Origin of the sequence: Paenibacillus campi (genome assembly GCF_034659835.1) — a bacterium.
GTDB lineage: Bacteria > Bacillota > Bacilli > Paenibacillales > Paenibacillaceae > Saccharibacillus > Saccharibacillus campi.
On sequence record NZ_JAXSQZ010000002.1, the window covers coordinates 616,892 to 630,635 of the forward strand.

8 protein-coding genes and 1 CRISPR repeat array are annotated in these 13,744 nt (G+C 47.2%); of the genes, 6 read left to right on the forward strand and 2 right to left on the reverse strand.

The window, feature by feature from the left end; translation table 11 throughout:
- Window positions 1-506 precede the first annotated feature (506 nt).
- Window positions 507-632 carry a hypothetical protein gene (locus tag U1I11_RS07805; protein WP_322905375.1) on the reverse strand — a complete coding sequence of 42 codons (126 nt, stop codon included), beginning with the start codon at window positions 630-632 and terminating at the stop codon, window positions 507-509.
- Between U1I11_RS07805 and U1I11_RS07810 the strand changes: the two genes are divergently transcribed.
- Both U1I11_RS07810 and U1I11_RS07815 read left to right on the forward strand, forming a co-directional pair.
- Window positions 624-1,373, forward strand: a complete 750-nt coding sequence (locus U1I11_RS07810) for a uracil-DNA glycosylase (RefSeq protein WP_322905377.1) — start codon at window positions 624-626, stop codon at window positions 1,371-1,373. The two genes, U1I11_RS07805 and U1I11_RS07810, sit on opposite strands and share 9 nt — an antisense overlap.
- Before the next feature lie 259 nt (window positions 1,374-1,632).
- On the forward strand, window positions 1,633-1,950 hold the full coding sequence (locus U1I11_RS07815; protein WP_322905752.1) for a winged helix-turn-helix transcriptional regulator: 318 nt from the start codon (window positions 1,633-1,635) through the stop codon (window positions 1,948-1,950).
- Window positions 1,951-2,098: 148 nt separating this feature from the next.
- Here the strand turns inward: U1I11_RS07815 and U1I11_RS07820 are convergent, their stop codons facing one another.
- Entirely contained in the window at window positions 2,099-2,827 is a 729-nt protein-coding gene (locus tag U1I11_RS07820; protein WP_416235608.1) for a Crp/Fnr family transcriptional regulator, read from the reverse strand.
- Between the two features lie 331 nt (window positions 2,828-3,158).
- Between U1I11_RS07820 and adhE the strand changes: the two genes are divergently transcribed.
- The 4 genes from adhE (at window position 3,159) to nagZ (ending at window position 13,663) form a co-directional block, all read left to right on the forward strand.
- Window positions 3,159-5,771 carry a bifunctional acetaldehyde-CoA/alcohol dehydrogenase gene (adhE, locus tag U1I11_RS07825; RefSeq protein WP_322905381.1) on the forward strand — a complete coding sequence of 871 codons (2,613 nt, stop codon included), beginning with the start codon at window positions 3,159-3,161 and terminating at the stop codon, window positions 5,769-5,771.
- 587 nt (window positions 5,772-6,358) lie between these two features.
- Window positions 6,359-7,538: direct repeats of the CRISPR family, unit length 32 nt; unit sequence GTCACTCTCCGTGCGAGAGTGTGGATTGAAAT.
- A 573-nt stretch (window positions 7,539-8,111) separates the two neighbouring features.
- Window positions 8,112-10,376 (forward strand): formate C-acetyltransferase, encoded by a 2,265-nt coding sequence (gene pflB / locus U1I11_RS07830; RefSeq protein ID WP_322905383.1) that lies wholly within the window; start codon window positions 8,112-8,114, stop codon window positions 10,374-10,376.
- Window positions 10,377-10,685: 309 nt separating this feature from the next.
- Window positions 10,686-11,426: a pyruvate formate-lyase-activating protein gene (gene pflA / locus U1I11_RS07835; RefSeq protein ID WP_322905384.1), complete on the forward strand. Its 741-nt coding sequence runs from the start codon at window positions 10,686-10,688 to the stop codon at window positions 11,424-11,426.
- A gap of 608 nt (window positions 11,427-12,034) precedes the next feature.
- On the forward strand, window positions 12,035-13,663 hold the full coding sequence (gene nagZ / locus U1I11_RS07840) for a beta-N-acetylhexosaminidase (RefSeq protein WP_322905386.1): 1,629 nt from the start codon (window positions 12,035-12,037) through the stop codon (window positions 13,661-13,663).
- Window positions 13,664-13,744 lie beyond the last annotated feature (81 nt).

Here is a 13,744-nt window from a genome sequence, read left to right on the forward strand (position 1 = left end):
GCAGACGCATTTTTGTATGCAATCGATCTATAAATGTATGGACTAGTGTCTCAACCGAGAAAATTGATCAACAGACTAAATGGTGTGTTCAAACGATCCTACGTATCATTTTATTGTTCGTAAAGGTCGGAAATAACACCCTGTACAACGTAGTGTGACGCAAATTACCCGTACCGAACGATCTGTACAGCAGTTTAAAGACACGCCCTAGTAGCTTGTCTCAAATTTATCAAGGGATTGCGTTCGTCTGAATCCTGTACGGCTCAAGCAGGGTTCAGATGGACGCAACCTTACATCTTCTTGAGACAAGTCACTAGTAGCTTGTCTCGGATAAATTCACGGTATGCCTAGTTCATAATTGCTTGACAATGAACACGTTTAGGTATGTGTGAACCTGATTTTTATTTGAGACAGCCTACTAATAGCTTGTCTTAAGTACATACACAGTTTGTCGATCTAACTATCGCTTGATGATGAAGCGGTTAATGTACATTCAAACACGATTTTTACTTGAGACAGCCTACTAGCCGTTGTTTATTTGTGCATAGTTGGATACGCACATTATGATCGGATTGCCAGCCTTTTTCAACGATTCGCAGATGAAACGCAAAGGAGTGATACCGATGATTCATCCTCATACATCCTCATGCGGTCAGCCAGATCACCCGAACGAGTCAGCCGCGAACGGTAACGATTGTAGCGAGCACTCTTTTCATATCGGTCATGTGCCGCTTCCGCCCGAGCTCGTTGCAGCTTGTCGGCGGCGTGTGGAACATAAAAAGCTGGAAGGTTTTTTAGCTGGATTTGGCAAATGGCCTGGTGACATTATGCTGGTCGGAGAAGCACCTGGCGGGAATGAAATCGTGCAAGGACGTCCATTTTGCGGACAGGCTGGTAAAGTGTTGGATGAATATTTGCACATTGCTGGCATTACGCGCGACGATCTGTATATGACGAGCGCGGTACGTAGCCGTCCATATCGAGATCGTCCAGTCAAAGGGAATCCGGAGCGTATAAGCCGTTCCAATCGTACGCCGACGGCGAGCGAAATTGTTGCACATGCGCCGATTCTTGATTATGAACTTGCAGTCGTGCAACCACGATTACTCATTACAGTTGGCAATATTGGACTGCAACGGCTGCTCGGCAACGGAATGCGTGTGTCTGATCTGCACGGGCAGCCTCGGCAAAGCGTCATTCGACATGTGGAGCGTGATCACCCGGAACGCGGTTATTATGAAGGTACAACGTCATATTGGATTTTCCCGTTGTATCATCCAGCAGCGATTTTGTACAATCGTGCACTAGAAACGGTAATTGAACAAGATTTGCATCATTTGCGTAATTTTTTGCAAGGGGACGTGTGGAGATGAGACAGTGACGACTCCGTAATGGATTGGAAAAAGAGTAAAATATAAGCGGTAGCGAACAATTATTATAGTGGATGATGTTTAGCTAGTCTGCTCGCCAAAACGCCTGCTAAAGCGCATAAATTGCCATGTTTTCGTTTGCTTATGATCGGAAATATGGTAAGATATTTGTGCTAACTTATTGTAAGTTGAAAGTTGCGAGTGGAGAGTTGAATTTGCATCCATATGTGATTGGGCTATGGACGAGTAAAGAGGTGAGATGATGGAACAGCATCAATTGGGATTGTGTCCGCGCTTTGAGACAGCCTTTTCGTTCCTAGGCAAACGCTGGAATGGTCTCATTATTCAATCGTTGATGAGCGGACCGAAACGGTTCAAGGACATATCAAACCTTATTCCGATGATGAGCGATAAAATGCTCTCGGAGCGCATGAAAGATTTGGAAGCAAGTGGCATACTCGTTCGGAAAGTATATCCGGAAACGCCGGTACGGATTGAGTATGAACTGACAGAGAAAGGTCATGCCCTCAAGCCGGTGATGGAGCAGATTCAGAACTGGGCAGAGCATTGGGTAGACTGATTAATGTATACATGCCGTCTGCAACGTCAAGGCAGCAGTATCCGACCATAAAAAAAGCTTTCCCCGGTACGATTCCGGTGGAAAGCTTTTTTCGCATTATCACAACCGGGTTGCAGTAAAGCCCGTACAATGGGGAGGGGAGTGGGGATTAAATCCGGCAAACTTCTTTCGGGCACAGCTCGCAATGGCACACTTCCTGTAGCGCCTCCAGATCATGGATAATGATCATACCGTGCTCATACTCGATCGTATCCTGTTTGCGTAGATCACTTAGCATACGGTTGACGCTTTCACGGGTCGCACCGATCATATTCGACAGATCGGTATGAGTGATCTTTTTGTTGATTAAAATCGATCCGTCTTCATTATGTGGTTTACCGTACGTATTGCCTAGGCGAATCAAAGTGGAGCAGAGCGCACCTGGTTTACCGTACAGCATCAGATCGCGCACTTTGGTCTGTGTCAGGCGATGGTGCGTGCCCATCCATTTCATAAAATCGAGCGCAAAGTCACAATGCTGACAGATGATCAGCTCCAAGTCTTTATGATCGATGACCGCTACTTCGGTATCTTCCAGTGCTTCGGCAGTGAAACCGAGTCGGGTGCCTGAGAACAGATCAGCTTGACCGATAATATCACCAACCTGATACAGGTACAGGATTAGCTCTTTCCCTTCGTCCGTCGATTTAGTTAGTTTGACGCGTCCGCTTTTAATGTAATACAATTTGTCAGAAATATCGCCTTCCCAGAACAGATGCGATCCCGCCGCAATATTGCGATCTGTCGCATAAGCAAGCATGCGCTCCAAATTCACAGGCGAGAAGCTGCTCGTATTGCTTTTTTCGCTATGCTTCATCAATTCCATCGATTTGTTCATCATTGTTCCTCTCCTTTATGTCCCCATTATACGTGAAAATAAGCAAATTGCATTAAATTAAAGGAAAAATTAGTAAAATAATTTCAAATATGCCACTTTTCCTCTATTTGCTATCGGTTGAAATAAAAGAAATTTTAAGTTGTGAAAGTTTGTGATTATTTTCACTTATATTATAGCGCGCTATGATTTAAAATGCAAAAGCAAAAAACAAGACAAGAAAATTTTTAAAAATCAAAATTTATTGTGAAAAACATCACATTATCACATTTATCGCTATGCTATGATCAGTGCGTAGACAAGAGCAACGCACATTCTGAGGAGGATGAGAGAAATGGCTGTTAAAAATGATGTCGCCCGCACGGTAGAGGTAACTGCACAGGAAGAAATTCAAAAACAGATCGATAAAGCGAACAGAGCCTACTCCGCATTTATGAAAATGGATCAGCAGCAAATTGATCAGATCGTACAGGCGATGGCGCTTGCCGGGCTGGATAAACATATGCACCTTGCCAAAATGGCTGTCGAAGAAACCGGTCGTGGTGTATACGAAGACAAAATTACAAAAAACATCTTTGCGACAGAATACATTTATCATAGCATTAAAAATGAAAAAACGGTCGGCGTGATCGAGGACAACGCGTATGACAGCTTCCAAAAAATCGCTGAACCGGTCGGCATCATTATGGGCATTACGCCTGTCACGAACCCGACATCGACGACGATGTTCAAAGCATTGATCGCAATCAAAACACGTAACCCGATCATTTTCGGTTTCCATCCATCCGCCCAACAGTGTAGCCGTGAAGCAGCCCAAATATTGCTTGAAGCAGCGGTGAAACACGGTGCACCAGCCGACTGTATTCAATGGATCGAACAGCCATCGATGGACAAAACGAATGCGCTCATGAATCATCCGGATGTGGCACTCATTCTCGCTACCGGTGGCGGCGCGATGGTAAAAGCGGCATATAGCTGCGGCAAACCAGCGCTTGGCGTAGGTCCAGGTAACGTACCTGCTTTTATCGAGAAAAGTGCGGATTTGAAGCAAGCGGTGACAGATTTAATTTTATCGAAATCGTTTGATAACGGGATGATCTGTGCGTCCGAGCAGGCGGTTGTGATTGAAGAACCGGTATTCGAGCAAGTGAAAAAGTTGATGATCGATAATGGCTGCTATTTCCTTAGCAAAGACGAAGTTGCCAAACTGACCGCTAGTGCAATGAATGTGGAAAAATGCGCTGTAAACCCAGCCATCGTCGGACAACCTGCAACCAAAATTGCCGAAATGAGCGGCATTACCGTGCCAGCTAACACCAAAATCCTGATTGCCGAACTGGAAGGCGTAGGTACCAAATATCCATTGTCCGCCGAAAAGTTAAGCCCAGTGCTGGCTTGTTATAAAGTGAAAAATGCGGAGCAAGGCATCGAGCGTGCTGCCCAAATCGTAGAGTTTGGCGGGATGGGTCACTCGTCGGCAATTCATTCGAACAATGAAGAAGTGATTCAAAAATTCGCAGATCGTCTGCAAACCGGACGTATTATCGTCAATTCGCCATCGACACATGGGGCAATCGGCGACATTTACAATACGAATTTGCCGTCGCTCACACTCGGTTGTGGATCGTATGGACGCAATTCCACATCGTCGAACGTTACAGCCGTTAATTTGATTAATATTAAAAGGGTGGCTCGCCGTACTGTGAATATGCAATGGTTCAAAATCCCAGCGAAAGTCTATTTTGAAAAAGGCTCGACACAATATCTTGCCAAAATGCCCAACATTAGTCGTGTCGCCATCGTCACCGACCCGATGATGGTACAGCTCGGTTATGTAGAAAAAGTGGAACATTATCTCCGTCAGCGTCAAACTCCGGTTGTGATCGAAGTGTTCTCCGAGGTGGAGCCTGATCCATCGACGACGACCGTCGAACGCGGACGCCAGATGATGGAACGTTTCCAACCGGACTGCATTATCGCGCTTGGCGGCGGTTCGCCAATGGATGCTGCCAAAGGCATGTGGCTGTTTTACGAATACCCTGACGTAAGTTTTGATAACTTGAAGCAGAAATTTATGGATATTCGCAAACGAATTTACAAATACCCACATCTCGGTCAAAAAGCGCAATTTGTAGCGATTCCAACGACATCGGGTACAGGCTCGGAAGTGACATCGTTTGCAGTCATTACCGATAAAGAAAAAGGCAATACGAAATACCCGCTCGCAGACTATGAACTGACACCGGACGTAGCGATTGTCGATCCTGAATTTGTGTACACTTTGCCACGCGTCGCAGTAGCCGATACCGGGATGGATGTGCTCACGCATGCGATTGAAGCGTACGTATCGAATATGGCGAACGACTACACCGACGGACTGGCGATCAAAGCGATCCAACTCGTGTTCCAATATTTGGAGCAATCGGCACTGACCGGCGATAAACTGGCACGCGAAAAAATGCACAATGCTTCGACGATCGCAGGGATGGCATTTGCGAATGCGTTCCTCGGCATTAACCATAGCCTTGCCCACAAATGGGGCGGTCAATACCATACCGCACACGGTCGCACGAATGCAATTCTGATGCCACACGTCATCCGCTACAATGCGAAAAAACCGACTAAATTTGCGTCGTTCCCAAAATATTCGCACTTTATCGCTGATGAGCGTTATGCCGAAATCGCCCGTATTCTCGGACTGCCAGCTCGCACTATCGAAGAAGGCGTGAACAGTCTGGTCAATGCGATTCGCGATCTAAACCGCAAACTCGGCATTCCAGAAACGTTCCAGGAACTGGGCTTTGATGCCAAAGATTTTGAAGCGCATGTGGACGATCTTGCCGACCGTGCTTTTGAAGATCAATGTACGACCGCGAATCCTAAAATGCCACTTGTAACAGAGCTGGCGGATGTGTATCGGGATGCGTTTTATGGTCGGTTTGAGTAAGGAAGCAAGCCGGCTGAATGAGCGGTGTTATATCGTGTGTGGTATCGTTTTTAACTGTTATGTTTTGAGCAGCATTAGTTTGTGTATGCTGTTAATAAAATCTGTTTCTCCTCCTGTCTAATCTAGATGATTGCTCCTGTTTGTCCCGGTGCGGGGTGGACGGGAGCTTTTTTTGTAGTGGTGTGAGGTAGGGTATTTTGCTACGCAAAAACCTTTTTTCATTGCACACCGTGTTTGGAAACCGTAAACACTGAAGTCGTCCTTATCCCTATTTCTTCCCGCAGTGAAGTGCGAATCGCATCATATAGGTTTGCGTATACAAGCTATCCTAGAGATTTAAGCGATTAGTCGGTTCTTAAAATCCTTCTTATGATCTTGCGAGCAGCAAAGCTTTAATGTGCCTATAAAAGGATCAAAAAGCGCGAACCCCAAGCTCACATAAAATCCCTAGGAGGTTCGCGCTCCTTGCTACACAAGGGATTTGAGGTTTTTTGTTGTTTTTTGAGCCTGTTTCGAGTAGGCTAAAAGGGAGGTTCGCGCTTTTTGGTTGTTTTTCCCTTGCTGTGTAAGGGGGGAACAGGGGTGCAGTCACTCTCCGTGCGAGAGTGTGGATTGAAATGTCATATCGATCAACCGGAGCGGGCTCTGATTTCGGTCACTCTCCGTGCGAGAGTGTGGATTGAAATAGCAAGTATGGCGTGTACTGAAAGCGGACGGCACGTTAGTCACTCTCCGTGCGAGAGTGTGGATTGAAATTGCACAGAAGGGAATACGACAATAAGGCAGAAGCGTCACTCTCCGTGCGAGAGTGTGGATTGAAATTCGGTAAGCCTATCACTATCAACGGTGCAACTCTTGTCACTCTCCGTGCGAGAGTGTGGATTGAAATAGCGCCGCATGTCAGATGGACGACGGATTGTGACGGACGTCACTCTCCGTGCGAGAGTGTGGATTGAAATGCCAGACTACCGATCGCTACCGCCGCGAAATAGCCGTCACTCTCCGTGCGAGAGTGTGGATTGAAATGATAAAGGCTATACACCGGTGGAATGGCTAGAGCCGTCACTCTCCGTGCGAGAGTGTGGATTGAAATTTACGTAACTATGGTCGCAAGCTAGAGGAAGCCGTTGTCACTCTCCGTGCGAGAGTGTGGATTGAAATTTCCTTCATTCTGTCCAGCTCCGACTTCATAGCGGTCACTCTCCGTGCGAGAGTGTGGATTGAAATATCACGAATGATAAAAATAGCACAGTGTACAACGCCGTCACTCTCCGTGCGAGAGTGTGGATTGAAATATTATAGATAAAAGACATCAATTTTAAATTAAGAACGTCACTCTCCGTGCGAGAGTGTGGATTGAAATTTGCATGCCGGAAATCACAGTGGATTCCCACGGCAGTCACTCTCCGTGCGAGAGTGTGGATTGAAATGAAGCCAGGTGGTACCGGTTTGCGGTAGTCCGGCGTCGTCACTCTCCGTGCGAGAGTGTGGATTGAAATAGTTACATCCAGTCCCTCAAACGTAACCGCATCGAGTCACTCTCCGTGCGAGAGTGTGGATTGAAATGATATCTACGATGGCTGACAACCTCAGAGTGGCGTCACTCTCCGTGCGAGAGTGTGGATTGAAATTAAAACGGTATAGGTAGGAGCGTCTACATATACCGGTCACTCTCCGTGCGAGAGTGTGGATTGAAATTCATCGACATAACGGTTACGATCTGCTTTGGTAAAGGGTCACTCTCCGTGCAAGAGTATGGATTGAAATGCCTACATGCAGTGATCCTTCTTGCCCTGCCAGAGTCACTCTCCACGCTAATGCGACTTTATGCCCTTCAAAAAATGATCTGCTGCAATTCCCACAGAACGTAAGCAAGGAAATAAGGGGAAAGGACGGACTTCTAGTGTTTGCGCTTTTCAAACACGGGGTGCAATGAAAAAAGGTTTTGCGTAGCCCTATCCCCATTTGAACTATTTCAAATCCACTTCAACTGTACCCAAGCTCATCAACCGTCTGTATGCCTACAATACCTATCGCCACTCCACCATCCCAACCTACATTCCGACCGAAGCGATAACACAACATATTACAAATCCGGCTAATCTGTACCATATTTCATCCCAATCTGTACCCACTACAGAACGTGACAAAAATCATAATAAACCCCCCTGACTGTGATGTTTATCACATATTTATCCCCCACCATCCCGCATAATAAAGACATAGCCAGAGCATCATAACAAAGCACAACATACCGGAACACCAACCCGTGGCATACCGCCACACGTCAACGTACAACAATATTTGTGATTTAATTCACAAATCATGGAGGGGTTATCAATGTCCGTAATCGAACGAAATGTAAACGAACAAACCAAGCAAGCTTGGAGAGGGTTCAAACAAGGCAAATGGACAAATCACGTAGATACGAAAAACTTCATTGATGAAAATATGAATCCTTATGTTGGCAACGAAGCCTTTCTGGCAGGTCCAACACAACATACAAAAGAACTATGGGACATCGTATCCCGTCTGTCCCGTGAAGAACGCGAACGTGGCGGCGTATGGGATGTGGATGTGAACACACCAGCTTCGATCGTCTCCCACGGCCCTGGTTATTTGGATAAAGACAAAGAACAAATTGTCGGCGTGCAAACCGATGAGCCGTTCAAACGTGCTATTCAACCTTACGGCGGTATCCGCATGGTCATTGATGCTTGTAAAGCATATGGTTTTGAAGTTCCGCAATCTGTAATCGACATTTTCACCAATATTCGTAAAACGCATAACCAAGGTGTATTTGATGCTTACACTGCCGAAATTCGTAACGCTCGCAAATCCGGTATCGTTACCGGTCTGCCGGATGCTTACGGGCGTGGTCGCATTATCGGTGACTATCGCCGGATCACACTGTACGGTGTCAACTTCCTGATGGCGCAAAAACAGCAAGAATATGATGAAACAGTAGGCGAATATATGGACGAAACGACGATTCGCCAGCGTGAAGAAATTAGCGAGCAGTACAGAGCGCTAAACGAGCTAAAACAGATGGCTGCCGAGCATGGATTTGATATTTCCAAACCGGCACAAAATGCCAAAGAAGCGTTCCAATGGCTATACTTCGGCTATCTGGCAGCCGTCAAAGAACAGAACGGTGCGGCGATGTCGCTCGGACGTGTATCTTCGTTCCTTGATATTTATATCGAACGCGATCTGCAAGAAGGTACACTGACCGAACAACAAGCGCAAGAACTCGTTGACCATTTTGTGATGAAACTGCGGATCGTCAAATTTCTGCGCACCCCGGATTATAACGAGCTGTTCAGCGGTGACCCGACTTGGGTAACAGAATCGATCGGCGGGATGGCTGTCAACGGCACGACCCGTGTGACGAAAAACAGTTTCCGGTTCCTGCACACATTATACAATCTCGGCCCAGCACCTGAGCCAAACTTAACTGTACTGTGGTCGGAACAAATGCCGGAAGGTTTCAAAAAATACTGTGCCAAAGTATCGATCGAAACGAGCTCGATCCAATATGAAAATGATGATCTGATGCGTCCGATTTACGGTGATGACTACGGTATCGCCTGCTGTGTATCCGCGATGCGGATCGGTAAACAAATGCAGTTTTTCGGCGCACGCGCCAACCTTGCCAAAACATTGCTGTATGCGATCAATGGCGGTAAAGACGAGAAATCCGGTGCACAGGTTGGCCCTGAATATCCGGCGATCACATCCGAATATTTGCAATATGATGAAGTGATGAAACGCTACAAACCGATGATGCAATGGCTGTCCAAAGTATATATGGATGCGCTGAACATCATTCACTATATGCATGATAAATACAGCTATGAACGGATCGAAATGGCGCTGCATGACCGTGATATTTTGCGGACGATGGCTTGTGGAATTGCCGGTCTATCGGTCGCTGCCGACTCGTTGAGTGCGATCAAATATGCCAAAGTAAAACCGATTCGTAATGAACACGGCATTGCGATCGATTTTGAAATCGAAGGCGAATATCCTTGCTATGGCAACAATGACGATCGTGTCGATAACATCGCGATTGAACTGGTAGAAAGTTTTATGAGCATGATCCGTCAGCACAAAACGTATCGTGATGCTGTACCGACTCAATCGGTACTGACGATCACATCCAACGTCGTCTATGGCAAAAAAACAGGTACGACACCAGATGGACGTAAAGCGGGCGAGCCGTTTGCACCAGGTGCGAACCCAATGCACGGACGCGACAAAAAAGGCGCGCTTGCCTCGCTGAGCTCGGTAGCAAAACTGCCATACGAGCATAGCCTGGATGGTATTTCCAACACATTCTCGATCGTGCCGAAGGCGCTTGGCAAAGAAGAAGAAACACGCAAAGCGAATTTGGTGGCGCTGCTGGACGGCTATTTTGGCAGCGATGCGCATCATCTGAATGTAAACGTGTTTGACCGTGAGCAATTGCTGGATGCAATGGAGCATCCGGAAAATTATCCACAGCTGACGATCCGTGTATCCGGTTATGCGGTTAACTTTATTAAGCTGACGCGTGAGCAACAGCTTGATGTGATCAACCGTACGTTCCACAGCACGATGTAAAGCTTTAAAAATATAAGGATATAAGGATGTAAAGCTGGCACGATTGTATTTTTCCCCGGTTAGTGCAGGGGCAGTAGCAAATCCAGCTATGATGGATGTCTGGTGCTTAAAGCTCCATATACAATCAATGGCTACCGAACAGAAGCGAGCAGCTAATAAACGGCAAACCGAAGTCGGATCGTGCACTTGTACAATCGATATACTGCGCGCTCGCTTGTTGGTACCACTATTGACTACACACTATTAACTACAAACGGCGATCCGATTCTGTTCGGTAATGACAATGGATAAGAAAGGGGCTGAATGATCATGGTAACAGGCCGTGTTCACTCGCTGGAGACATTTGGTACCGTCGATGGTCCAGGTATTCGGTTCGTATTATTTATGCAGGGGTGTCTGATGAAGTGCCAATATTGTCACAATCCCGATACGTGGAATTTGGATGGAGGTAAGGTGATGCAGCTGGATGAAGTGCTGGCTGAAATCGAGCCTTATCTCAACTACTATCGCAGCTCCGGCGGTGGACTTACCGTTTCGGGCGGTGAACCAACGTTGCAAGCCCCTTTTGTTAAAGCATTATTTCATGAAGTAAAAGAGCGTTGGAATTTGCATACAACACTCGATAGCAACGGATACAATGATGGTGAGAAAATTCATGAATTGCTGGCAGTAACCGATCTGGTTATGCTTGATTTGAAGCATATTAACGATGAAAAACATAAACAGCTAACAGGCGTATCCAATGAGCGCACATTGAAGTTGGCACGGTGGTTATCGGATCACGGTCGCAAAATGTGGATACGACATGTATTTGTACCCGGTATTCATGATGCGGAGGAAGACTTGATCGCACTAGGCGAATGTATTGGCACATTGGATGGAGTGGAAAAGTTCGAAATTTTACCTTACCATCAGATGGGCATTTACAAATGGCAGTCGCTCGGCCGCATCTATCCGCTGGATGGCGTGCCTTCACCGACCGAAGCCGAAGTGGAACGGGCGTATCGCCTGATTGAGCAGGGACGACGCCAAACGAACTGTGTCCGGTAATATAAGTGATAGAAATGGTCAGTGAACATGCGGCAGTTACACATTGTGTGAGCGCTGACGTTTGTGCAGGCGTTAGCACTATAATGTGTCATGGTGACCTTCTTTAGTTGTACTGTCGGACAACTACTGCGTTTCTCCAGTATGATCGTACGCTAGGTGGTGACTTCAAACGATGCTACGTCTCATTTTATTGTTCACAAAGGTCAGAAATAAGACACTGTACAGCGTAGTCTGCCGCAAATTACCCGTATGGAACGATCTGTAAAGTAGTTTGAAGACACGCTCTAGTACGCTAGTGTAGCACCGACATCGAAATGCTCGTCGTTAGTGTACCTTGTTCCTCCGGTATGATCGTGTACCCTATAGCAGTGATGCCTTTTAATAAAGGTAGCGCTGCTGTAGGTTTTTTTTATGGTCAGTATGTCTTGCCTGATACGTGTAACTTGGTCGACGTATGATGCTGATTGTACCTGCTTTTTGGTAATATATCGTTTCCAAAAGATACTTTTTTATGCTTTATTACACTTGTTTACCAGTTGCCAAACTTCGTATAATAAAGGCAAATTAGCAATGTAGCCTATGCATGATCGCAAAGGGGGAACAACAGCATGACGATCGATACGACGCAGTGGACACTGAAGCAAAAAATTGGACAATTATTTGTATGCGGGTTTCACGATATTGTGCCGGATGCGCAAGTGACAGAGCTGATTGAAAAATATTATATCGGCGGTGTTATTTATTTTCGGCGCAATATCGGTACGGCGGCTCAAGTGTATCATCTATCTGCCAGTTTGCAGCAATTGGCAAAACAGCACCGTTTGCCGCCGCTGTTGATCGCTATCGATCAGGAAGGCGGGATGGTGAGCCGGATCGATCAGGAGGAGCTAAGCCTTATTCCAGGCAATATGTCACTCGGTGCGGCGGATGATCTTGAGCTGACGGCGGCGGCAGCAACGATTAGTGCACGCGAACTGCATGCGCTTGGCATTAATGTGAATTTTGCTCCGTGTGTAGATGTGAACAACAATCCACGCAATCCGGTCATCGGTGTGCGCTCGTATGGGGAAAAGCCGGAATGGGTCGGGCTGCATGGTGCGACTGCGATCCAAGCGATGCAAGCGCAAGGAGTAGCCGCTACCGCCAAACATTTTCCAGGGCATGGTGATACCGAGGTCGATTCGCATTACGGGCTTGCCTCAGTGCCGCATGATCGCCAGCGGCTGGAGCAGGTGGAACTGCTGCCATTTCGCCATGCGATTGCTGCCGAAACGGATTTGATCATGACCGCGCATGTGATCTTTCCGGCATTTGAGCCGCAACCGATACCGGCTACGCTGTCTCATGCTGTATTGACCGGTTTGTTGCGTCAGCAGATGGGCTATAATGGTGTGATCGTGACGGATTGTCTGGAAATGCAGGCGATTGCGAAGCATGTTTCCATTCCGGAAGCGGCGGTGCAAGCGTTACAGGCGGGAGCGGATTTATTGCTCGTCAGCCATACGTTGACCGCGCAGATGGCGGCGATCGAAGCGGTGCATACTGCCGTGCAAGCAGGGCGACTGTCGCAGCAGCAGATCGAGCGGGCATTGCAGCGAATTTTGGAGCTGAAAGCGCGTCGCCGGATGGATGCACCAGCTGTCAGTGAAGCACAGTTTGCCGCATTGCTGGATGCGCGTGATGCGAAGCCTCTATTGCGTTCTGTGGCTGCACAAAGCATCACGGTCGTCAAAGATACAGGACAACTTCCGCTACGGCGACCCGCTGCTGGCGCAGCAGGGCTAGTCGTATGGCCACAGATTACCCGGCGTACCGAAGTGGACGAACCTGCCCGACATGAGACGAATCTTGCGGCAGCATTATCGCTCTGCGGTTTGCCTGCACACCAGCTTGTGATTGATGTAGAGCCGGATGAACAGGCGCGTCGGCATGTGTTACAGCAGGCGGCTACAGCAAGTTTTGTCGTGCTAGTTACCTATACCGCAGCAGGGCAGTTGCCGTATGGACAGGCACAATTGGCATGTGAGCTACATGAGCAATTGCGCATTCCGTTTATCGTGGCATCGATGCGCAATCCGTATGATCTGAATGCATTGCCTAATGTGAAAACGTATATTTGCGCCTATGAAAACCGTAAATATGCGGTGGAAGCGCTGGCGGCAGTATTGGCAGGCAAGGCTACCGCGAGCGGACGTCTACCTGTAACGTTGAATGAGCGATATGGCGTACAAATTTGATGGATTCGGATAGAGGAGTTCATTGCTTTGACGGTTTGAAATTGTAGTTTGAATGTGATGCTAGTATGACAGTTGATCGTT